The sequence below is a fragment of the Actinoplanes sandaracinus genome (assembly GCF_030009775.1).
GTDB lineage: Bacteria > Actinomycetota > Actinomycetes > Mycobacteriales > Micromonosporaceae > Actinoplanes > Actinoplanes sandaracinus.
Genome location: NZ_JASCTH010000050.1, coordinates 14,529 through 36,873, shown reverse-complemented (window position 1 = coordinate 36,873; position 22,345 = coordinate 14,529). Strand labels below are relative to the sequence as shown.

Below are 22,345 nucleotides of genomic sequence, written 5' to 3'. Positions count from 1 at the left end.
CAACCGCGATCCGCAAGATCCTCACCAAGCCCGCTCTGGCCGCCACACTGCGCGAACGCAGCGGCCACGCCGAGCCGGCGCCACGCTGGCCCGCCGTCGCCCAGCGCTACCACGAACTCGCCGTGACTCTCGTCGCCGCCGTAGACTCCCGCGCGGTCGCCGTGGCCGGCACATGACCGTCAGCGCAACCGTCATGGCGGCGACGTCCGGCCGGCCCGTTCCCGCCGTTACCTTCGCGCATCTGGTGCGGCTCACCGACGACACCGGCCTTTTCGAACATGCCCGGCACGCCACCGTCCGCCGCGAACACGGTTACTGCACCGACGACGTCGCCCGGGGTCTCGTCGTCGCCAGCCGTCAGATCGACCCGTCCGCCGAGGTCCTCCGGCTCGCGGAACGCTATCTGGCCTTCCTCACCCACGCCCAGGACGCCGACGGCGCCTTCCACAACCGGCTCGGATTCCACCGGGAATGGACCGACCAGCCCGGACTCGGCGACTGGTGGGGGCGTGCCCTCTGGGCCCTCGGGACCGCCGCCGCCCGCTCCCCGGTTGCGTGGATCCGCCAGGAAGCGCTCCTCGCCTTCACCCTCGGGGCCTCCTGCCGGTCCGTCGACCCACGGGCCATGGCTTTCGGCGCGCTCGGCGCCGCCGAACTGCTCCGAACGGATCCCGGCAACGAGCCGGCCGCTGAGCTCCTGGCCGACGCGGCCACCGCCATCGGGCGCCCGGATCCGGATCCACGCTGGCCGTGGCCGCAGGAGCGGCTCACCTACGCCAATGCGGCCCTCGCCGAAGCCCTCATCGCCGCCGGCGGCCTCCTCCACGACCCACCGGCCCTGGCCGCCGGTCTGCGGATGCTGACGTGGCTGCTGGACATCCAGACCAGGAACGGCCACCTGTCGGTCCTGCCGTCGGCGGGCTGGCAACGCGGCGGCCCCCGGCTACGGTACGACCAGCAACCGATCGAGGTGGCCGCGCTGGCGGACGCCTGCGCCACCGCCGCCACCATCACCGGTGGCCAAACCTGGTACGCGGGAGTGCGCCGGTCCATCTCCTGGTTCCTCGGTGACAACGACGTCGGCCAGGTCATGTGGGACCCGGCAACCGGTGGTGGCTACGACGGTCTGACACTGCACGGGCCCAACCTGAACCAGGGGGCCGAGTCCACCCTCGCCCTCATCTCCACCCTTCAACACCGCACGCGTGGATGAGGGGGACATAGTCGCGCGGCCGGCCCGCCGCACAGGGGAGAGGCTCGTCCGTAGCATCCCGAGTCGGCTGAGGCTGTTGACATGGCCGGCTCGGGCACTGGTCACAGCACCGCGCCACGGGGTGCGACTTCGATGGCGGCGACGCCCCGGCCGTAGAGCACGACCAGCCGGTCACCGTGTTTGCCGTGCAGTGCTCCCGAATCCACGGACAGCGTCGCGATCACGTGTTCGACGAGTTCGTCCTCGGTGGAGAGGTCTGGTTGCTGGTAGGTGATGTCCATGCGGTCTCCGCCGATGAGGCGGATGCGTAGCACTGTGGTCGCCATGTCATCGAACCTAGTCCGGGGTGCGGTCGGCGCTCGAATCCGGATCGAGCCGCCGCCGGAGTTGCTCAAGGTGGGATCAGGTGAAACGTGACTATCCTGCGTGGGGCAGACGTGTCCGAGACCAGCGCGGCCTCGGCCCCGGTGGTGGGACCGCCGGTGTGCCAGTGGCCGGCAGTCACTCGCGGGCGCCGGATCCGCCGTGCCGTACGACGAGCTGGCCGGCCATCGCGAACTGATGGCGTAGGTTGGCTGCCCGACGCGGGGCGTCGAACGTACCGTGTTGCCGTAGAGCATGACGAACACCGCTGGCCTGCGTATGTCCAGGCGCGGGTGGGAAGGGCCACCGGAACTCCCCGAACGGTCCCGCACCACGTACTGCACGGCCGGGTCCGCCTCACTGCCGGCGACACTGCGGCGGAAGGCGAGACCGGGGACCTTCTGATCATCCCGGACGCCCGGCACGCACTCGAGGCGCTCGAGGACAGCGCCGTCCTGCTCACGGTGGCCAAACGGTGACAGCCGTGTGACGATCGGAGCGATCTTTGCTTCGCAGGTCAAAGCGCGGAGGCCAGCACCTTCTTTCGGGCCGGGTCGCTGCCGATGATCGGCAGGCATACGGCGACCGCAGCACTGAACGACCTGACGTAACCGGTCCGGCGGACGGCCGACACCACCGCGGCGAATCGGCTGCCGTGCTCACCGCCGTCCGATGAGCACCATCGACCCTGAGCCCGCCGCCGGGCACGCCGAGCCGCCGTACCTGTTCACCACACCCGGGCCGGACTTCGGCCCGATGGTCACGGCGACCGCGAACCCCGACACCGCGCTGGTGGAGAGCGGCGTGCACGGCCGCTGGTCGCGGCGCCGCTGTACCGGTTGCTGATCGATCATGTTGAAGTCCTGCCGTTTCGACTACCGGACTACGACGACCGGGCAGGTGGCGTGCTGGACGCAGTGATGGCTCACCGAGCCGAGCATGATGCTCGCGAAGGTGCCGTGTCCGCGGCTGCCGACCACGAGTAGCTCTGCTCCTTTGGCCGCGTGCACCAGAGCCTCGGCGGGGTGGCCTTCGACGACCTGGGCCAGCACCGTGACGGGATGCGACATCGGGGTGGTGACCTCGGCGACGGCGTCGTCGAGGGCTTTGACCATCGCGGTGGCGTAGGTGTCACCCTCGAACGCGGCAGACGTCCATCCGTAGGCCGTTCCGTGTTTGGCGGGGTCCTGCCAGGTGGTGATGGCTTCGACGGTGGCGCCGGTCAGCCGGGCCTGGTTCATGGCCCAGGCCAGCGCGTTCTTCGAACCCGGTGAACCGTCGACTCCGACGACGATGCGGTGGGTGTTGTCGGAACTGTTGCTCGTCATGTCCGTCTCCTGATCGGTGTGCTGGCGAGATGGCCTCCGTTGAACCACCTTCACCCGGGCTTGTTGCGCTGAGTGGCTCCGCGTCCGTCACCGCAGCACCGGTGATGAAGTCAGCGACATCACCGGTGGGCAACCCAGCGAGCACGGTGCCGGCGAGCGAGCCGGTCCACCCGCGAGCCCGATCCCACTCGCCGTCGAGGAGGGGACCGGTCGTGCCCGCCACGTGAAAGGACTCGGCAGCTGCCACCATGTGGCAGCGCTATGGCGCGGGCGATCGCCTCGGTGTTGCCGAACCTCGATTCGTAAGTGACGGGGGCTTTCATGACGGTCTCCTTACGGCGGCGACCCTTCTCGGGGCTTTGCCGCAGTCGGGTGGCGAAACACGCGAATCATCGCGGTCGAGCGGCCGCGCCCGGCAATGGAGTGGTAGAAGTCGGCGAACGGACTCGTGGTGGCCTTCCGGTCGCCGGCCAACAGGTAGCGCGTCGCGGTGGCCGTCCGGCCGGTGACCGGGAAAGCGGTGTCCGGGACGACGGCGGTGCCGGCGTAGTGCCGTGCGCCCTGTTCTCGCCGTTCCGTGGTGACGGCGGGAGGCTTCGTGATCCTTGGCGATGTCAACCATCGCACTCACATTCCTTCAGGTGTTCGTGACACATGTTCCGCAGCGCGTCCAAGTGTGCCCACGACGAATCGGAGAGCGGTGCCACCTACTCAGTGAGGCCGTCGAGGACGCGTCAACCACAGCAAGATCCACAAATGGTGGGAGATGTCCGCGGTGACGGTGGGCGGGGCGGCCACCGGGGCCCCGGGCGACAGTTTGACCGTACGCTCATTTCGCCGAACCCGCTGACGGGCGCCCGGCCCAGCGTCGTGAACAGGCGTAGGGTTGAGGTGTCGCCCTGGACCCTGGTGGCCTGGTATTTGACCGCTGTGTGTGTCTCGGCGTTTCTTCGCCCGCCGCAGTGATCAGGTGCGTTTCGCACGCAGACTGTTTCTCGGGCACGTATATCCGGCTGCGGCCGAAGTCAGGATCTCCTCATGTGGTCCCTGTGGATCGCTCTCATCATCCTGGTGCTCTTCGCTCTCGCACTGCTCGCCGTGAAGGTGGTCAAGCAGTACGAGCAGGGCGTCCTGTTCCGGCTCGGCAAGGTCATCGCCGTCCGGAAGGCCGGCCTCACTGTGATCATCCCGTTCGTCGACGTGCTGCACCGGGTGAGCCTGCGGATCGTCACCATGCCGATCCAGTCGCAGGGCATCATCACCCGCGACAACGTCAGCGTCGACGTGTCCGCCGTCGCCTACTACCGAATCGTCGACGCCGAGAAGTCGGTCGTCGCGATCGAGAACGTCGGCGCGGCGATCAACCAGATCGCCCAGACCACCCTGCGCAAGGTCGTCGGCCAGCACACCCTCGACGAGACGCTCTCCGAGACCGACCGGATCAACATCGACATCAAGACCATCCTGGACGTCGCCACCGAGGAGTGGGGTGTCGAAGTCACCCTGGTCGAGCTCAAGGACATCCAGCTGCCCGAGAGCATGAAACGGGCCATGGCCCGGCAGGCCGAGGCCGAGCGGGAGAAACGCGCGAAGATCATCGCCGCCGAGGGCGAAGCGCTGGCCGCCGACGCGCTGGGCACCGCCGCGGACATCATGATGGCCCACCCCCTCGCGCTGCAGCTGCGTAACCTGCAGACCCTGGTCGAACTGGGCGTCGACAAGAACAGCACCGTCGTGTTCCCGGCCCCGCTGATGAGCACCATCGGTGAACTCGGCACGTTCCTCGCCCGCGAGAACGCCGCAGCCACCACCACACCTCCCACGACATCGATTAACGGCACACCACTGACGACGGTCTCCTGATGACCGTGACCAGGACCCTGCACGTGGCAGCGGGTGAGCCGCTGGGCTCCGACGAGCTGCGGCGTACCGGCGAAGACCTGCCCGAGATCCGCGACTGGACCTGGCCGCACACGCCATGACCGGCCCGGACGTTCAGCACACCAGGAAGGAACTCGATATGAGCACCGAAGCTTCGATCCGGGCCGCCGACACCCGCGCCGAGGCCCGGGCTCTGTCCGCCGCCGCGACCATGGCCGGGCATGCCCCGTCGATTCACAACACCCAACCCTGGCGCTGGCGTCTCACCAGCAACGAACTCAGCCTTTACCTCGATCACAGCCGTGCGGCCGAGGTCACCGACCCCGACTCCCGGCTCGCCGTCCTCAGCTGCGGGGCCGCACTGCACCACGCCCTGGTCAGCCTCGCCGCCGACGGCTGGCACACCATCCTCGCGCGCATGCCGGATCCCGCACACCCCGATCACCTCGCGCGGTTGCGTCTCGACCACCGGATCCCGGTCGGTCTCGAAGCGCGACGCCACCGGCAGACCATCGGACTGCGGCACACCGACCGCCGGCCCACCGGGGGCACCCCGGTAGGCACCGAGGAGCTGAACGCGATCGTCGGAGCCGCCGAATCTGCCGGCGCGGGCCTGCACATACTGCGTCCCGATCAGGTACTCGAGCTGGCCGGCGCCGCCGACCAGGCGCAACGCGCGGAGAACGCGGACGCCGCCTGGCAGGCGGAGGTCAACTACTGGACCGGCGGCACCCGGCCGCTGGGCAGCGGCATCCCGGACGCCGCCATCCCGGCCCGGGCCACCCAGACGACCGTGCCGGGCGGCGACTTCGGCCACCTCGGTGACCTGCCCGTCTCCGCAGAGCACGAGAACGTCGCCACGTTCGCGATCCTCTACGGACCCGAGGACGGCGAGATCGGCTGGCTCCGCGCCGGCGAGGCACTGTCGGCCTCCTGGCTCACCGCCACCGAGCTCGGCCTGTCGGTCCTGCCGCTGAGCGCCACCATCGAGGTGACCGTCACCCGGGAACGCATCCGGCGCCTGCTCGCCGGCCTCGGCCACCCGTACCTCGTGCTGCGGCTCACCACCGGCGATCCGGCCGGCTCCGCTGCCCCGCACACACCACGGCTTCCCGCGGATCAGGTCATCGAACGGTTCTGAAGCGGGGCCCCGCGAAGCTCTCACCATGATCCAGCAAGGCGAGGAACTGTCATGACCGTACCCGATCTGCAGGTTGAACCGGATGCATCGGGCCTCGCCCGGCCACCCGCGGCGGTCGGCGCCACTCGCCTCGCCACGCCGGATGCGGGCCTGTCGTCGGAGGACGCCGCGCAGCGGCTGGCCCGCGACGGCGGCAACGTGCTGCCGTCGCCGCGACCCGTGCCGCTGTGGCGAAGGATCGTCACGCAACTGCGGGATCCGCTGGTACTGGTACTGCTCGCCGCGGCCGTGTTCACCCTCGCCACCGCCGACTTCACCGACGCGTCCGTCATCCTGCTGGTCATCGTCGTCAACACCACCGTCGGCGTGCTCCAGGAGATCAAAGCCGAACGCGCCATCACCGCCCTGTCCGCCATGACCGCTCCGGCCGCCCGGGTCATCCGCGACGGCCGGCAGGGCGAAGTCCCCGCCGCCGACCTCGTCGTGGACGACCTGCTGGTCCTGGCCGAAGGTGACGTCGTGCCCGCGGACGCCCGCGTGGTGGAGTCGGTCGCGCTGCTCGTCGACGAGGCAGCCCTGACCGGCGAATCCGCACCCGTCGACAAGTCGGCCACTGCCGACACAGCCCCGGCGGTGTCCACGTCGAACGTCGTATCGGCCGGCACCGTCGTCGTCCGTGGCCGTGGACACGCCGTCATCACCGCCACCGGCGCCGCCAGCGCCCTGGGCCGCATCGCCGCCATGCTCGTCACCGCCCCCGGACTGACACCCTTGCAGCGACGCCTGGCCGGCGTGGGCCGGCAACTCGCCGCCGGCGCCCTGCTGCTCTGCACCGTGGTCCTGGCCCTCGGCCTGGTCCGTGGACAACCACTACAACTGATGATCATCACCGCGATCAGCCTGGTGGTCGCCGCCGTACCGGAATCCCTGCCCGCCGTGGTCACTCTCAGCCTCGCCCTGGGCGCCCGCCGGATGACCGCCCGCAACGCCGTCATCCGGCGACTGCCCGCCGTGGAAACCCTCGGCTCGGTGACGATCCTGGCCACCGACAAGACCGGCACCCTCACCGAGGGCACCATGGTCGTCCGGCAACTGTGGACCGTGAACGGCGACGCATCGGTCAGCGGCTCCGGATTCGGGCCGGGCGGGCGGATCAGCCGCGACGGCAACGTCGTACCACCAGGTCAGGCATTTGATCTGGTGGAACTGATGCGGGCGGCGGTGTTGTGCAGTGACGCGTCGCTGCGTCCGCCCGGCCCCGACGGCGACGACTGGCTGGCCGTCGGCGATCCCACCGAGGCGGCGCTGCTGACCGCCGGCGGCAAACTCGGCATCGACGCCGACGCGCTGCACCGGGCGGCACCACGCGACGGCGAGAACCCCTTCGACAGCGACCGCAAACGGATGAGCACCGCACACCGGCTGCCCGGCGGCCGCGTGCAGATCATCTGCAAAGGGGCGCCGGAGTCACTGCTGACCCCGGCGATCCTCACCGACCACCCCGACGCGCTGCGCCGAGCCGCCGACCGTGCCGACGAGTTCGCCGCCGGCGGGTTCCGGGTCCTCGCCGTCGCCCAGGCGGAACGCGACACCGTGCCCGCCGACGCCGCCGGCTACGAACACGACCTACGGCTGCTCGGCCTCGTCGCGATCTTCGACCCGCCACGCGCCTCCGCGGCCGCCACTGTCGCCGCGTGCCGCGCCGCCGGGATCACGCCGGTCCTGATCACCGGCGACCACCCGGCCACCGCCGCCGCGATCGCCGCCGACCTCGGCATCATCACCTCCGGCGACGAGGCGGTCGACTGCCGTACCGCCGACCCCGGCCCGGCCGCCACCCGCGGCGTGCGGGTCTTCGCCCGCGCCACCCCGCAGCAGAAGGTCGTCATCATCGACGCCTTGCGCGGCGCGGGGGAGATCGTCGCGATGACCGGCGACGGTGTCAACGACGGACCCGCCCTGCACCGCGCCGACATCGGCGTCGCCATGGGCAGACGCGGCACCGAAGTCGCCCGCCAAGCCGCCGACCTGGTCCTCGCCGACGACGAACTCGGCACCGTCGTCGCCGCCGCCGAAGAAGGCCGCCGCGTCTACGCCAACATCCGCCGCTTTCTGCTGTACGCCCTGTCCGGCGGCGCCGCCGAGGTCGCCGTGATGCTCGCCGGCCCGTTCGCCGGCCTCGCGTTGCCGCTGCTGCCCGCCCAGATCCTCTGGATCAACCTGGTCACCCACGGCGTGCCCGGCCTGGCCATGGGCAGCGAACCCGCCGACCCGGACGCCATGCGCCGGCCTCCCCGCCCGCCTGCCGAAACGGTCCTCGGCGCGGGTCTCTGGCAGCGCGTCCTACGCGTCGGCGCCGTCATCGCCGCCGTCACCATCGGCGTCGGAGTATGGGCACACGCCACGGACCGCCCCTGGCAGACCCTGCTGTTCCTGGCCCTGGGCCTCACCCAGCTCGCGGTCGCACTGGGATCACGTGCCCGTCCCGGCAGCCGCGCCAACCCGATGCTGTTCGCCGCCATCGGCGCCGCACTGCTGCTGCAACTCGCCGCCGTCTACACCCCACTGCTGCGGGAACTGCTCGGCACCGAACCGGTGGCCGTCACCGACCTGCTTATCGTTGCGGCCGTCGCCTCGCTCGGCTACGCCGCGATCCGCCTCGACCGCCGCATCCATCAGTCACCTCGCCCCTCCCTGACCAAGCCTGGCCGCGGCGGCGAGGAGGTGCCCGCCCGATGACCACGCCGATGGCCGTCGAGGTACACGGACTGGTCAAGCGATCCGGCCGCTGCACCGCCCTCGACCGACGAGACATCCTCCCCGGCTGATGAAGCGAACCACTGCGGCGTGGCGGCGTGCCCGGCGCCGCCACGGCCGGCTCGATCACCTGGCCCGCGCCGTCGCGCGTTACGACGAGGCCGACGGTGGCCGGCTCGCCGCCGCGGTGACCTACTACGCGTTCTTCGCGACGTTCGCGTTCGCTCTGCTGGGCTTCTCGGCCTTCGGCTTCGTCCTGGACAGGCCGGAGGTGCAGCAGGTGCTGCAGCGTTACCTCGCCGCGAATCTGCCCAGCCTCGACGTGCAGCAGATTCGCGTAGCCCGCGGCACGATCGGGGTGATCGCGTTCCTGGGGCTACCGATCACCGGATGGTTCTGGATCGACGCCATGCGTTCCTCCATCCGCAAGGTGTGGGGCCTGCCCGAATACCCCGGCGCCCTGGTACCCCGTCTGCTCATCGATCTGCTCGCGCTGCTCAAGCTAGGTCTGCTGCTGGCCGCGTCACTCGCCATGGCGTTCCTCACCGTCACCGTGGCCAACCGTCTGATCGAGCCGACCGTCGCGGACGCCGCGCAGAGCCGGTGGCTACTGGCCGCAGTCGGCTACGCGGTCAGCATCGCGGTGAACACCCTGCTGGCGTCCGCGGTGCTGACCGGACTACCGCGGCTACGCATGCCGGTGCGCCGCGTCATCGTGCCCGCGCTGATCGTGGCCGGCGGTCTCGAACTGCTCAAGACCGTCGGCCACGTCTTCGTGCAGAACATCGAAGCCAACCCGACGTATCAGGTCGTCGCCGGAACGGTGGGACTGCTGTTCTCGCTCAACATCATCAACCAGCTGATCCTGTTCGCCACGGCGCTCGCCGCGACCAACACCAACGGCGATGTCACCGACCTGTCGGCGCGGGCCGGATCGCCGAACCGCTTCGCCGATCAGAGCGACGGCGGCGCGAATCCGGCCGCCGGAATCAGCAACCAGGTCGCGGACCGGGCCCCGTAGCCGATGCGCCGCCCGATCGGCGCACGCCGCCTGCTTCCGCAGCCGACGATGCGGATGCGATCCGGCGGCGGGGACAATTGCCGATACGAAGAACGGAAGGCCGAAGCATGGCAATCAGCCGGATTGTTCCCGACCTCACCAGCTCGTCGCTGGCGGAGGCTACGGCGTTCTACACCGAGGTTCTCGGATTTCGGGTGGTCATGGATCACGGCTGGATCGTGACGCTGGCAGACCCTCAACGGCCCGAAGTGCAACTGAGCCTCATGACCCACGACGCCACAGCGCCCGTAGTACCCGTCGCCTCCCTCCAGGTCGACGACGTCGATGCCGTTTACCGGTCCGCCCGCGCGGCCGGGGCGGAGATCGTGCACGAGTTGACCGAAGAGCCGTGGGGTGTCCGGCGCTTCTTCGTCCGAGACCCCGACGGTCACGTCATCAACATCTTGGCGCACGGCCGGCAGCCTGGTTGACGGTTTCGCCGCCGCACGCCACCCCCGCCGAGGCGATCTGGCTGCCGGATCCGTTCGGTCCGGCTCGGCATGCCGGAGGGGGCCGCCGAGGGGTGTCGACGAGCCGTTTCGTTACAGCCCTACGTCTGCCTGGCCACGGGTGCCCAGACGACTTCGCCCCTGTGGGCCGGCCTGCTCGGCCCGCCGGACGTTCGAGGCGAAGGCGACGGCCTTGTCGACGGCGGACAGCAGCAGGACCGGGTAGTCACCGGTCGCGATCGGCGGGTCCGGCTGGTCGAGGGCCTGGTGCTCGCAGGCCAGGGCCAGCACGACGTGTGCCATCACGACCGCCGGGTCTACACCGTAATGTCCCCAGCCGCGCGGGCGAATGGATGACCGGCCGCCGAACCTTCTGCCTGCCCTTCCGGCATCACCCGGAACCTGGCGAACACGACCACACCCCAACCGATCGACACCACCGCGGCGATCCCACACGCCCACAACCAAACGGGCAACCCACAAAACGACTTCAAACCAGCGACTTGACCGGTCCCGCTCCTTCATGGATGACACAGAGGGGTGCCGTCGCACCGGTCTTCATGCTGTCGCGCTGTGGATGGCCGCTGCGGGGCACCGCTCGCCCCGGAACATCAGCGTGAGGCCGGCTCGATCTCGCTAGGTGCGCGAGGCGTTGCCGATCACGTCGATCCGGACGGGTTGGAGTCAGTGTGGAAGGCGCGGCGGTAGGCGGTCGGAGTGGTGCCGACCATGTTGCGGAAGTGGGCCCGGAGATTGATGGCGGTGCCCAGGCCCGTACGGTCGGCGATCTGACTGATGCTGAGGGTGCTGCTTTCCAGGAGTTCGCGTGTGCGGTCGATGCGGGCGTACAGCAGCCACTGGAGCGGAGTGCGGCCTGTTTCGGCGACGAATCGGCGGGCGAAGGTACGCGAGGACATGGCGGCCCGACTGGCCATCTCGGGCACGCTGACGGGGCGGTCGAGGTTGGCCAGGGCCCAGGCACGGACGCCGGACAGCGAGTCCTCGCCGGCGACGACGGGTGACTCGATGAACTGGGTCTGGCCACCGTCACGGTGGGGTGCGGCGACCACGTTGCGGGCCACCCGATTGGCCGCCGCGGCGCCGTGGTCGCGGCGCACCAGGTGCAGGCACAGATCGATACCCGCCGAGACTCCGGCGGAGGTGAGCAATTGGCCCTCGTCGACGTAGAGCACGTGCGGGTCCACGGTGATCCGCGGATATCGAGCGGCCAGGTCGGCGGTCCGGCTCCAGTGCGTGGTCGCGCGCCGGCCGTCCAGGACACCGGCGGCGGCCAGGGCGAACGCACCGGAACAGATCGAGACGACTCGGCCGCCCCGGCCGTACACCTCGGTGATGGTTTCCAGAACTTCCTCGGGCGCATCGTCGCCGGGACTGGTGTAGCCGGGGACGATGAGGGTGTCGGCGCGGCGGGCGTCAGCGAGGGTCCCCGGTACCCGGACCGAGAAGCCGGTCGTGGTCGCGACCTCCGCATCAGGGCCACACACGGTCAGCTGGTAGGGCAGGTCCAGATGCTCGCCGAAGATGCTGGCCGGGATACCCAGATCCAGCGGCACCACCCGGGGCAGAACGAGCACCGCGACGGCATGCGCAACCATGGCAAGATCCTATCGAAGGGCGGCTTTTTCGCCACTCACCATTCGGAGGCCCACCGGCCCATGCTGATCACCATGACGACGAAGACGGACGTGCTGACCCTGCCCGCCGACGCGTTGGCCACCGCCACGCTGGCACTCGTGGCTGACACGGAATCCACGGTCGTGGCCAACCACAGCATTCGCAGCTATCTGTTCGCCCGGCTTCTGGCCGAGCACCAACACCTCGTGGCGGGCCGCGACTACGACCAACAGCTGCTGTTCGTCGCGTGCCTGCTGCACGACATCGGCCTGTCCGGACCGGGCGATCGTCATCAGCGCTTCGAGGTCGACGGGGCAGATGTCGCCGCCGAGTTCCTCACCGCACGGGGATTGCCCGCTGCCGACGTCGACGCTGTCTGGGAGGCGATCGCCCTGCACACCTCGCCGGGTATCGCGGAGCGCCGAGGCGTCCTGTGCCAGCTCGTGCGACGTGGTGTCGGCATGGACCTCGGCTTCGACGCCGCGTTCGTCACTGAATCCGACGCCGCGCGGATCCATACGGCTCATCCGCGGCTGGAGGTGACACGTTCGCTGGTCGATGCCATCGTGGCGCAGGCACAGCGCAACCCCGAGAAGGCGCCCGCGTACTCGCTCGCTTGGAGCTTCCACCGTGAACGCGGCGCCACCCCGCACCTCACCGCCCTGGAAGCCGGCGCAGCGGCATCGCGCTGGGGTGACTGACAGCGGCGAGAGGCCCATGACGGGTGGTGAGGCCACCCGCACCGAGAGGACGTTTGACGACAGCCACCACAGTCGCTGCTTCGGGAGGTTGCTGCGCGCGTACGAGTTGGTTTGTGGGTCAGCCTTGATGAACCCGGCCGCGGCCCGCGTTCTTGGCGGCGTACATGGCAGTGTCGGCGCGGCGGAGTTGGGCGTTGGGGTTGTCACCTTGGGTGGCGGTGATGACGCCGACGCTGGCGCCGATGTACACCGTTCGTTCGGTGAGCTCGAATGGCAGTGCCAGTTCCTGGACGATGCGTTCAGCGATGGCACCGGCGGTGCGGTCGTCGGTCCAGGGCAGGATGATCGCGAACTCGTCGCCGCCGAGGCGGGCCACCACGTCTCCGGCTCGTACGACGCCCCGCAGCCGATCAGCGACGGCCTGCAGGACGGCGTCGCCGGCGTCATGGCCGAGCTTGTCGTTGACCGGCTTGAATCCGTCGAGATCGATGTAGAGCAGGGCGGTAGGTCCCACTTCATCGGTCAGCGACTGCTGCCAGCAGGTGTGGAAGCGCCGCCGGTTGGCCAGCCCGGTCAACTGGTCGGTGGTCGCCTGCACCTCGGTGGACCGAAGCGCGTCGGTCAGCAGCACCACCAAACCGTGAAGGCGTGCGATGACCAGGAGAAAGAGCACCACGCAACCCGACACGATCACCGGGATGTTGATTTCGGTGCCGCGAAGCCATTCGATGATCAGTGCTGCGGGCGCCATGAGGCTCGCCACTGCCAGGGCGATCAGCCGTCGCATGCCGATCGGGCCCTCGGCGACGGGAGGTGACAGCCGGGACATATCGGTCATGGTCGGGTGCAGGGCCGCTGCGCCGGCGAAGGCGTACATCAGCATCCATGCCGCATCGATCGGGTCGCCGGCGTTGTAGCCGATCGTGAGTTCCATGAATCCGTAGACCACGTCACCGACGAGCATGGACGCGGTGGCGGCCACGAACAGCCGGTACGCCGGCGGCTGATCTCCCCGTCCGGTGGTCAGCCGCAGGAGCACCGCCAATAGCAGCAGGTCAGCCGCCGGGTACGCCAATGACACCGCACGAGCCAGGACGTCGAGGTCACTGTCCCGCACGTACGGCTCCATCAGAAAGACCCACGACAGCATGGACGCACCCGTGGACAACACCAGGGCATCCAGGAGCCCGGGCCGGTCCTTACCCGGCCGTCGCGCCCGCACCAAACCGAGCAAGGCCACCGCCAGCAGCGGGTACGAACTCAGATAGAAGGCATCCGCGATCGAAGGAAAGGCATCGCGGCCCAACAACGAACTCTGCACCCAGTAGATGACGTCACCGGCAGCGAACAGTAGCCAGCCGATCGCCATGCAGTACCACGGCCAGCGCACCGCCGGGCGGTGCCGCACCACTCCTACCACGGTGGCCGCCGTCGCCGATACGCCGAGAAGGCCGGACAAGACCGTCTTGACCGACTCCCACGGCGCCAGGAAGCACGCGCCCATCACCCCGAAGCTCAACACGAGGTACACCAACCACGCGTGACGACCTGACCTCAACACCATGGCTCCTCAAGCAGCGAATCCCGACGCGTAGATCGGTCATCGGAGCTGGAAATTGAGGTACCGATACGGTGGCGCCCCCCACACCGGAAACGTCGCGTCGCGACGGCAGGCTGCTGGCGAATTGTGCATCCACACCGCGCCCGGCTGCTGCGCGCCGACGCTTATCAACCACCGATCGCGGGCCTCAAGGAAGCCGCGAAGGCGCGGTACGCCGGACGTCCTAGCGATCTGTGGTCTCCAGGTTCTTCATGGGTGGTGGCCGCGGTGGTGGGCGGCTCGTGGTGGCGGATCCAGGCTCGCATCCGGTCGATGTCCATCCGCCGCCGGCTGGGTGCCGAGCGCGGCGAGTTGCCGGTCGGTGCGGCGTAGGAACGCGGCCATGCTCTGCGCCCGCGTTCACCGTGGTCAGCCAGCCAACCGTCAAAGCGGGCAGGTGCGGTTTGACGGGCTGGCGCAGCAGGTCAAGGAGGGTAGGTAGGGCCAGCTCTACCGTCGCGGGTGGGGCTAGCCTGCCGGCCGAATGGGCAGGCCGCGGTAGCGACGGCGCCGGGGGTATCTCGGCATGATCAATGTATGACAACGAAGACCGGCACCTTGAACATGACCCGTTCGCGGCGGATGACAGCGCTCGTGGTGGCCGCGGCAGCCGTCCTCACCGGCACCGGTGTCGTCACCGCCTCTGCCGCCTCCGCCGCCGAGCAGTCGAAGGCGTTCGGCTCCGCTGCACACGACAGCGCGATGCGAGACGTCGCCAAGCACGTGCTGGCCATCGGTGCCCCCGGCTACATGGCCCGGATCAACGACGGTGACCGCGTCGCCATCACGGCCGCGGGTGTCGCGGACAGGGCCACCGGGCGCCGCCTCACCGGGCGTGAGCAGTTCGAGATCGGCAGCAACACGAAGACGTTCGTGGCGACGCTCGTCCTGCAGATGGTGGACCGCGGACAGCTCGACCTCGACGCGCCGGTCTCGAAGTACCTGCCCGGCGTCGTTCCGAACGGCGAGAACATCACCGTCCGGATGCTGCTCAACCACACCAGCGGTCTGTTCAGCTACACCAGTGATCCCGACTTCTTCGCCAACCTCCAGAAGGACCCGCAGCACGTTGTCACCGAGCGGGAATTGCTCGACGTGGCGTTCAAGCACGAGCCGAACTTCGCGCCGGGTAAGGGCTGGTCCTACTCCAACACGAACTACACCCTGGCCGGGATGATCCTGCAGGAGCTGACCGGCAAGCGCCTGCCCCAACTGGTACAGGAGCGCATCGCCCGGCCTCTCGGCCTCAGGCAGACCTACCTCGCCGACCCTCGGGCGACCAACACCGGCCCCGGCTATGCCCACGGTTACGCGGTCAAATTCGGCGAGACGCCTCGGACGTACACTGACATCTCCGACCTGCCGATCGGTGGCTGGGGTGGCGCCGCCGGAGCGGTGATCTCCACCCAGAAGGATCTGTCCCGGTTCCTGTCGGCCGTCCTGGGTGCGGAACTGTTCTCTCGCGAGCAGCTCAAGCAGATGAAGACCACCATCGCCCTGCCGGCGGGGACCGGGATCGAGGGCAGCTACGGCCTGGGCCTCTTCAAGATCGATTCGCCCTGCGGGACGGTCTGGGGCCACGGCGGCGACACCCTGGGCCACCACAGCACCGCCGTCGCATCCGCCGACGGCCGGCGCACAGCGGTCAGCGACACCACCGTCGAGCCCAGTGACACGGAGGAGAACGACGGCGTGAACCGCTACTACGAGGTCGCCTTCGCCGCCGAGTACGTGACCATCTGCGAGATGTTCGACAAGCCCGTCCCGGCCGCCGTGATCCAAGCCCTTCATGGCACCTCCACCTCCACCCCCACCTCCGCGGCCGCGAAGTAGACCAGCGCAGCAGGGGTATCACGCCCGGGGCGCGGTCCTTGACCACGACCCCGGGCCTCTCCACGTCGTCAGACGTTGCGGCGCTTCAAGACCTTCGTCGAACAGGTCGACGGCCTGACTCGCCGCTGGTCACGCATGCGTGAAGGCACCGGCGGATGCTCACGACGATCGGACTCGCGTTGGCCGGCAGGGCGGGTCCGGCTGACCACGGCCGTGGCGGCGACGAATGCGTCGCGGACGGGCGCCGGAACTGCCTGGTGACGGAACGTACCTGATTCTCAGGAACCAGTCGATGTGGGCGGCCTCATTGTCTTCGAGCACGCCATCCCGTGAGCCGTTCGGCCGCTGCGCGGCTTCAGGGTCGGCGCCGAAGCCGGCGAACATGTCCTGCTCGCTGAGGCCATATGCCCAGGGCACGCAGAGCGAGTCACGAAGCCGGACATGGGTGTCCAGCAAAGCGGTGTAGAAGGAAACGACTTCGTCGTCCATCGCCTGACGGTAGGCCGAGTCGTTCGGCGATACGGCCCGAACGGCGAGCCCGGCATTTGGTGACCGCGAGCGCCGAGCGAGGCGGCCGCCGGGCAGTTCACGACAATCGGTCTTTCTATGCCGCCGTTCGCGCGTGCTGGTTGCACGCCAGCCGACACCTCGGTGACGCCGCCCCGCGCGAGACCGCGTTCGCACTGCCGACGAGCGGGTGTCGGGACCCTCGAATCCACCGTCAGTCGAGGCATTCCCCAGGCATACGGGACTTGACCTGCGGTTGCAGGCTGCCAGCCTGTCCGGTAGCCGGCCTGTCACCCGGACGAGACGGGTCGACCGAGTACCGGCATGTCGTCCACGCGCGTGCCGGGCTGCCAGGGCCAGCGGTGGTACCGGTCGGGCCATACGATCTGTAAGGCGTCTACGGCGGTACCTGTGACGGCGTAGAACTCCGCGGCAAGGGGAAGGTGGCGATCCGGCTCGATCACCGCGACGAACTGGACCTGGTGGCCCTCGATAACGTCGTCGGCGTATTGGCCAGGGGTGAATGCCCGTCGGCCCGCGATGACCTCACCGGCAACGGTGCGCAGGGTGGGCCGGGAGATTTCGGGCGGCAACCCGAACAAGATCAGCTCAGGATGCCCGTGGCCCGTCAAGCCGATCGTGTACCAGCACGCTTCCAAGGGAGTCGGCTGCGGCACGAACTGCAGGTATACCCCGGAACGCCTAATAGCCTCGCCGATCTGGCCAAGTCCGGTCTCCTGGTATCCGGCCGTCACAGGTTCGCCTCCCGCCCAGTCGCTGTTGCTCTTCAGCACCGCTGCTGTCGAGCTAGGTGAGCTTCTATTCCGGCTGCATACCCGGAAGCCGAAGACCCAACCTGGCTGGTCAGGTCGACTGTCATCATCCCCGTGCGCAGCCCCAGCGCGGGCCGTAACGCAACGTCTACATCTCTCCTTGCACATCGGCATCCTGATCAACCTGGCGGGCACGTCACCGGCGGCGAGCCGTGACGCTACGTGGCCGACGGTCCGTCTCGCCCCGCGGCCTGAGTTGCCGAAGTGAGTGCGTTTTTGTGAAGTAGAGTCTCCATTCCTATATCGGCCCGCCGGGAGGATGATTCGTGTCTGTTGAGGTCGATTCCTTTGCGCATGGTGTCCCTTGGGGTGTTCTGAGAGTCGAAGGGGTCGGCGCCGGTAGCGGAATGCCGGATCTCGACATCGCGTTCTCCATGGTCGCGGCCAATGAAGGATGCGTTTTGGTTTGCGTGGTCCATATCGATATCGAACCGTTGCAAGTCGTGATCGTACGCGAAGGGGTTCCTGATGAGTTCGTGCAGATGTTCTCTGGCGAGCTGGATGCGCCCGATTTCATCATCGAGGTAGCGGACGTTGTCGGCGACGACTTCGGATACCGGTACCTGCTATCAACTGACAAGCCGAGGGTGACAATTTTCGCAGACGTTCCTGAATTGGCCACAAAGATCTATGTACTCATTCCAGAAATCAAGCAGAGGCTGTGACTGGCGCCTCCGCTGTTCCAGCTGCATCTGGAGACACCGACTATCCCCGCATCGCCTGGCTTTTGATCCGGGCGATATCGTTCGGGCATGGGAACGGCGGGACGGTGAGGTTGCGGGTGGTCGGGGCGCTGATCACGGGCGCTGTCCTGCTGGCGGGGTGCGGCACCATCGACGGCGCCGACGCAGCCCGGGACGCGGCCGAGGTCGCGGCGCGGGAGCTCAACGACGATCTCGGCTGGCGCGAACGCGTCCGCGACGCCGAGTACATCGCGGCGAGTGAGATCAAGACCGAGGCCCTGAGCTCACAGCCGGACAGCACTCAGATCACGGTGACGCCGGTGGCCTGGTCGGGCCGGCCAAGGGGAGGAAAGAACGAAGTCGAGCGGCGGTGTCATCGCACGGTCGCATGCCCTCGGCATGGGGATCCGGCCGACCGATCTCCGGGAATGTACGCAACCGGACCAGCTCTTCCTCGGAGATAGCGTCTCAAAACAAGAAACAGCTGCCAATCGGGTACGCGAAGACGTCCTCACTCGCATAGCCGAGAAGAGTGCGCTCGAACCGTGACGAAAGACGACGGTGGCTAGGCCGAACTCCCCGGTGCAGGCGTCCGGAAAGTCGTGTGAAGGTTTTGTGTGAGGCCTTTCGCAGCTGGCAGCCATTCGCGCAAGATCTTTGCCAGGAATATCCGGCAGTACCTCGCGTCGTCTGTGGGCACACGAGTACGGCACCGGCCGTGAGTTCGTGGTCCGCGGCCGCGGCAACACCAAGTCGATCAACCAGAGCAGCTGACAGGGGTGGGGACGAGCGTGCGCAAGTGGATCGTCGGTGGCGCGTCGGTGGCGGTCGTGGCGCTCATCGGGCTCGTGGCCACGCTCGTCCTGTTCCGGGGTTCCACCCGGTTCGACGACCGGGCCTACCCCGGCAGCAGCTGGGGCGAGACACCCGACGAGGTCTTCACCGACTTCGCCATCACACTGCCCGAGTGCACCGACGGCCGGATGCGGTACTGGACGGGCAAGTCGGAGCTGTATCTGAAAATCGCTGCGCCACCCACGTGCATCGGCGAGTTCATCGAGGTCAACCGGTTGAAGGGAAGCCCGCCAGGCATCCAGGGCCCGGTGGCGCTCGTCAACTCAGCGAAACGAGCGGACGAGTTCGGATGGCAGTCGTCCGCAGATCACTCGTACACCCGGTACCGGCGGGAAGAGAAGAATGTGGAGACGCAGGCCATGGCAGACGACGCCGCCGATGAGCGGTCACTGTTCCTGAACGCCTGGCACCAGTAACTCTACAAGCACCGCAAGACCCGTAGCTTGATCCGCCAGCTCGAAGCCCTCGGCCACAGTGTCCAGCTCAACCTAGGCTGACCGGCGTCACACTCAGCCGACAAGTTCAGAACCTCGTCGGGGCTCCGCCCCGACGCTGCCGCCTGCCCACTCACGGTTGTTTTTCCGGTCAGATCACCCGGTTCGCACCGCTACTTGAACACTGGTGCCCCCGACCCGCTCAGCGGCTGGGGACGCCCAGGGCGGCTGGTGGGGTGTTGCCGGCGGTGGCGCCGACCTGGAACTGGGGCGTGACGAGGTAAACGAACTCGAAGACGCCGTCGTTGACCAGGTCTTCCGCCCGAACGCCCTCGCCGATGCGGATGCCGTGCTGCACCAGCAGGACCTGGTGGACCGGGAAGAAGTTGCCGCCGGTGACGGCCGGGTCGCTCACCTCCAGTCCCCAGGTGTCGGCGGCGGCGACGGCCACCCGCCGGGATGCCAGATAGCGGGCCTCCCGCAGGTAGATGCCCGGCTCGCCGACGATGTAGCGACGGTTGTTCGGCTCGTCGGGGTCGTCGAAGCCAGCCCGGTTGAGCAGGTGCGTCCATCCCGTGCGTAGCAGCGCCACGTCCCCCGGGCCCGGCTCTCGGCGTACGCCCTGCCGGCGCAGCGCGGCGCGCATGTCCTCCAGCGTGATCCGGTAGGTGTCGCGCAGCACCCACTCACCGTTCACCGGCGAGCGGAACAGGTCGGTGCGGGCACCCTGCGCGAGCTTGAGACCCACGATGTCGTACAGGACGCCGCGAGTGACGATCGGGCCCATGTGCTCGTTGCCGAGCTTGGCCAAGCCGCGTGGGGTGGCGATGTCCGGACCGCGGAAGCCGTTGTAGTAGGTCACACCGACGCCGACGTGTCCGAGATTGTCGAGCTGGGTGGCGATCTGGAACGTGCCGCTGTGCGGGAAGCGCTCCTCGTGGAAGGAGAGCGTGTTGGGGCCCAGCGGGGTCGGAGACGCCAGGATGCCTGACTCCGGGCTGGTCCGCGGGTCGTAGGTGGCGGCCGGCACGAAGTCTCCGCGGGGCTCGTACCCGTGCACCAGCAGCCGCTGGTGCAGGACCCGGGGCGGGGTGACCTCGAACGCCGGGAACCGGTCCTGCACCAGCTCGCCCAGGTTGTACGTCTTCACCGGGGCACCCCGGTCGAGCAGTCGCAACGCCTCACGCGTCCGGCGCGGGGTCACCTCGTTCCAGGTCCCTCGCTGATCCCCGATGCCGTACCGGCGCGTTGTCTGCTCGGCCCAGCCGGCCACCTCCTCCGAGGTGAACATCTGGTCGCTGAAGTCGTCGGACGGCGGAGCGGCCGATGCCGCCGAGGTGCCCAACCCGGCCGCGACGGCCGCCCCGACCGCCACGGCTTTCGCCGTCAGGCCAAGGACGTCACGCCGGTCACGGTGCAGGTCCAGGTGTGCGCGCAGGATGTCGGGTCGCATGCCAGCACCCTAGAAGGCATCGACGATGATCGACAGGACGTGCGGGTATCTCGGTGCGAAGAGCCTGTTGCCGGCTAGCCCGTTACGGGCTCTTGAACTGCACAAACGATGGTGGGCGATACGGGGATCGAGCCAGTGACCTCTCCGGTGTGAACGAGCGGCCGGCAAGCCGTCGGCCAGCGACTCCGAGAACGACCTGCACCTGCCGGGCGTCATCCGCCAGCCACAACTCCGCGACCGGCTATCCCATCCGTACGGCGAGGGCTTCGACCACCCGGGCTGCTGCGATGTCGCTGAGTTTGAGCGCCACCCCGGTGGCGGCGGCCATGTGGCCTGCATGTTCGAGACCGTCGACGGGCACCTTCCGGCATGCTGGTCAGCAGCCATGGCCTGCGACGGGTCGCTCCGCCTGGCTCCCAGCAGTTGGCATCGGCCGAACTTCTGGAACGACTACTGCGACCGCGATCCGGTGGCCTCGGGTGGCCGGAACGTCAGGAACACCGAATCCGTCCGTCGCGGGCCGGCACTGACGGTCAGCGACGGACGGCGCTCGGCGTCAGCGACATAACCAGCAGTGCCTTGTCGGCGGAAGAGTCAGTGGAGTTGTGACCTGCATCCACGCGATGAGTGCCCTGACGTAGCGGTCCTCAAATGCGGGTCGCACGACAAATTCTGGTATGGGCTACCGATCCGCGATGGTGGTTCCTCGGCCTACCGCGTCAATCGTTGCCCCTGGTGTGGTGCCGTGCTCTGATCCACGAATCACCTCAAGGCGCAGAGCCGGTAGAGCATGCGTTGTCATTCCGCCGTCCGTGCACGCCAGCCGCCGGCCAGCACGTCGCGTGCCGTAACGGGAGTTGGTGGACGCCGGCGTCCGACTTTTAGCCGATGACAGTGCACGTGACCTTTCCGTGCTGCTCGGTTCTCTCCAGAAGGACCCGTGATGGCCGGATGAGTATTGCGCGATCAGAGCGGTCCGGAGGCAAGCTCTCGGCACACAGCAGCGCAAACCCGGGCCGGATACTCCGTGGCAGTCACCTGAACAGACGCTCATTTACCCCTCGTTTAGGGTCCGCCGAACGTAGGTGCCGATAACTCCTCGAACCTTGCCAAAATGATCGGGTCGCCCAATATACGCTCTAGCATCCAGGAGGAAATGTGAATCGCTCAACGCGCATGAAGTCGGGGATCATGCGAATCGGGGCCGTGACCATGGTCGTGGCGTCGGTGCTTGCTTTTTCTCCCACGCCTGCGAGTGCCGCATCGGGATCGTCACTCACCCAGACCTGGGGGTCTGCGACGGTCAGTGCCACGTCGGAATGGCGGCCAGGGTTCATGCAAGGCTACGACGTGTCGATGAAGGTTAAAGTGACTGACCACCTTAAGAACGACAAATGCGTTTACGTGGAATACCGGATCATTACGCCGTACGGTCGCGACGCCGATGCGACGATCGCGACCGCATGCAACCGGCTGTCGGTCGAGCGCAACAAGACCGTCGTCGTCGGTAACAACAAGTTCGGGCCAAAGGGTTCCCCTGGCGGCGTTGAATTCAAGATGTGTCACGCCGTATGGGGTGTCGATCCCTGTGTCAAATCAAAAGTATCCTTCTAGCGGCG

22 protein-coding genes are annotated in these 22,345 nt (G+C 68.1%); 14 read left to right on the top strand and 8 right to left on the bottom strand.

What is annotated here, in order from left to right; genetic code table 11:
* The first annotated feature begins 172 nt into the window (after nt 1-172).
* Nucleotides 173-1,213, top strand: a complete 1,041-nt coding sequence (locus QLQ12_RS44455; protein ID WP_282767121.1) for a glycosyltransferase — start codon at nt 173-175, stop codon at nt 1,211-1,213.
* Between the two features lie 101 nt (nt 1,214-1,314).
* Here the strand turns inward: QLQ12_RS44455 and QLQ12_RS44450 are convergent, their stop codons facing one another.
* Nucleotides 1,315-1,539, bottom strand: a complete 225-nt coding sequence (locus QLQ12_RS44450) for a hypothetical protein (protein ID WP_282767120.1) — start codon at nt 1,537-1,539, stop codon at nt 1,315-1,317.
* A 709-nt stretch (nt 1,540-2,248) separates the two neighbouring features.
* On the opposite strand from QLQ12_RS44450, the gene QLQ12_RS44445 reads away from it, so the two are divergent.
* A complete protein-coding gene (locus QLQ12_RS44445) occupies nt 2,249-2,422 on the top strand; it encodes a hypothetical protein (RefSeq protein ID WP_282767119.1) in 174 nt (57 codons plus the stop codon).
* Nucleotides 2,423-2,451: 29 nt separating this feature from the next.
* On the opposite strand, the gene QLQ12_RS44440 is transcribed toward QLQ12_RS44445, so the two are convergent.
* Complete coding sequence (locus QLQ12_RS44440; protein WP_282767118.1) at nt 2,452-2,904, bottom strand: universal stress protein; 453 nt, start codon at nt 2,902-2,904, stop codon at nt 2,452-2,454.
* 1,038 nt (nt 2,905-3,942) lie between these two features.
* On the opposite strand from QLQ12_RS44440, the gene QLQ12_RS44435 reads away from it, so the two are divergent.
* The 5 genes from QLQ12_RS44435 (at nt 3,943) to QLQ12_RS44415 (ending at nt 10,174) form a co-directional block, all read left to right on the top strand.
* Complete coding sequence (locus QLQ12_RS44435) at nt 3,943-4,767, top strand: slipin family protein (RefSeq protein WP_282767117.1); 825 nt, start codon at nt 3,943-3,945, stop codon at nt 4,765-4,767.
* A 157-nt stretch (nt 4,768-4,924) separates the two neighbouring features.
* Nucleotides 4,925-5,926, top strand: a complete 1,002-nt coding sequence (locus QLQ12_RS44430; protein ID WP_282767116.1) for an Acg family FMN-binding oxidoreductase — start codon at nt 4,925-4,927, stop codon at nt 5,924-5,926.
* Nucleotides 5,927-5,977: 51 nt separating this feature from the next.
* Nucleotides 5,978-8,665, top strand: coding sequence for a cation-translocating P-type ATPase (locus QLQ12_RS44425; protein ID WP_282767115.1), 2,688 nt, complete (start codon nt 5,978-5,980; stop codon nt 8,663-8,665).
* A gap of 88 nt (nt 8,666-8,753) precedes the next feature.
* A complete protein-coding gene (locus QLQ12_RS44420; RefSeq protein WP_282767114.1) occupies nt 8,754-9,704 on the top strand; it encodes a YhjD/YihY/BrkB family envelope integrity protein in 951 nt (316 codons plus the stop codon).
* Nucleotides 9,705-9,811: 107 nt separating this feature from the next.
* Complete coding sequence (locus QLQ12_RS44415; RefSeq protein ID WP_282767113.1) at nt 9,812-10,174, top strand: VOC family protein; 363 nt, start codon at nt 9,812-9,814, stop codon at nt 10,172-10,174.
* A 111-nt stretch (nt 10,175-10,285) separates the two neighbouring features.
* On the opposite strand, the gene QLQ12_RS44410 is transcribed toward QLQ12_RS44415, so the two are convergent.
* Together QLQ12_RS44410 and QLQ12_RS44405 are read right to left on the bottom strand one after the other, a co-directional pair.
* Complete coding sequence (locus QLQ12_RS44410) at nt 10,286-10,498, bottom strand: hypothetical protein (protein ID WP_282767112.1); 213 nt, start codon at nt 10,496-10,498, stop codon at nt 10,286-10,288.
* Between the two features lie 353 nt (nt 10,499-10,851).
* Nucleotides 10,852-11,808 carry a GlxA family transcriptional regulator gene (locus QLQ12_RS44405; RefSeq protein ID WP_282767111.1) on the bottom strand — a complete coding sequence of 319 codons (957 nt, stop codon included), beginning with the start codon at nt 11,806-11,808 and terminating at the stop codon, nt 10,852-10,854.
* Here QLQ12_RS44405 and QLQ12_RS44400 point away from each other — a divergent pair.
* Entirely contained in the window at nt 11,797-12,528 is a 732-nt protein-coding gene (locus QLQ12_RS44400) for an HD domain-containing protein (RefSeq protein ID WP_282767110.1), read from the top strand. The genes QLQ12_RS44405 and QLQ12_RS44400 overlap by 12 nt on opposite strands.
* Nucleotides 12,529-12,646: 118 nt before the next feature.
* Here QLQ12_RS44400 and QLQ12_RS44395 read toward each other — a convergent pair whose 3' ends face one another.
* Nucleotides 12,647-14,050 (bottom strand): GGDEF domain-containing protein, encoded by a 1,404-nt coding sequence (locus QLQ12_RS44395; RefSeq protein WP_282767109.1) that lies wholly within the window; start codon nt 14,048-14,050, stop codon nt 12,647-12,649.
* 615 nt (nt 14,051-14,665) lie between these two features.
* Between QLQ12_RS44395 and QLQ12_RS44390 the strand changes: the two genes are divergently transcribed.
* Nucleotides 14,666-15,961: a serine hydrolase domain-containing protein gene (locus QLQ12_RS44390; RefSeq protein WP_282767108.1), complete on the top strand. Its 1,296-nt coding sequence runs from the start codon at nt 14,666-14,668 to the stop codon at nt 15,959-15,961.
* A 159-nt stretch (nt 15,962-16,120) separates the two neighbouring features.
* Here the strand turns inward: QLQ12_RS44390 and QLQ12_RS44385 are convergent, their stop codons facing one another.
* Complete coding sequence (locus QLQ12_RS44385) at nt 16,121-16,450, bottom strand: hypothetical protein (protein ID WP_282767107.1); 330 nt, start codon at nt 16,448-16,450, stop codon at nt 16,121-16,123.
* Between the two features lie 308 nt (nt 16,451-16,758).
* Entirely contained in the window at nt 16,759-17,262 is a 504-nt protein-coding gene (locus QLQ12_RS44380; RefSeq protein ID WP_282767106.1) for a DUF4262 domain-containing protein, read from the bottom strand.
* Between the two features lie 305 nt (nt 17,263-17,567).
* Between QLQ12_RS44380 and QLQ12_RS44375 the strand changes: the two genes are divergently transcribed.
* The 3 genes from QLQ12_RS44375 to QLQ12_RS44365 all read left to right on the top strand — a co-directional run bounded on the left by QLQ12_RS44375 (nt 17,568) and on the right by QLQ12_RS44365 (nt 19,255).
* Complete coding sequence (locus QLQ12_RS44375) at nt 17,568-17,966, top strand: hypothetical protein (RefSeq protein WP_282767105.1); 399 nt, start codon at nt 17,568-17,570, stop codon at nt 17,964-17,966.
* Nucleotides 17,963-18,448, top strand: a complete 486-nt coding sequence (locus QLQ12_RS44370) for a hypothetical protein (RefSeq protein ID WP_282767104.1) — start codon at nt 17,963-17,965, stop codon at nt 18,446-18,448. Before QLQ12_RS44375 ends, QLQ12_RS44370 begins: the two co-directional genes overlap by 4 nt.
* A gap of 327 nt (nt 18,449-18,775) precedes the next feature.
* Nucleotides 18,776-19,255 carry a hypothetical protein gene (locus QLQ12_RS44365; RefSeq protein WP_282767103.1) on the top strand — a complete coding sequence of 160 codons (480 nt, stop codon included), beginning with the start codon at nt 18,776-18,778 and terminating at the stop codon, nt 19,253-19,255.
* 220 nt (nt 19,256-19,475) lie between these two features.
* Here QLQ12_RS44365 and QLQ12_RS44360 read toward each other — a convergent pair whose 3' ends face one another.
* The gene (locus QLQ12_RS44360) at nt 19,476-20,726 is read right to left on the bottom strand and encodes a cyclase family protein (protein ID WP_282767102.1); all 1,251 of its coding nucleotides are present in this window, start codon (nt 20,724-20,726) and stop codon (nt 19,476-19,478) included.
* 574 nt (nt 20,727-21,300) lie between these two features.
* Here QLQ12_RS44360 and QLQ12_RS47290 point away from each other — a divergent pair.
* Both QLQ12_RS47290 and QLQ12_RS44355 read left to right on the top strand, forming a co-directional pair.
* Nucleotides 21,301-21,480, top strand: a complete 180-nt coding sequence (locus QLQ12_RS47290) for a DUF6980 family protein (protein ID WP_407651706.1) — start codon at nt 21,301-21,303, stop codon at nt 21,478-21,480.
* Between the two features lie 452 nt (nt 21,481-21,932).
* Nucleotides 21,933-22,340, top strand: coding sequence for a hypothetical protein (locus QLQ12_RS44355; RefSeq protein WP_282767101.1), 408 nt, complete (start codon nt 21,933-21,935; stop codon nt 22,338-22,340).
* Nucleotides 22,341-22,345: the final 5 nt, after the last annotated feature.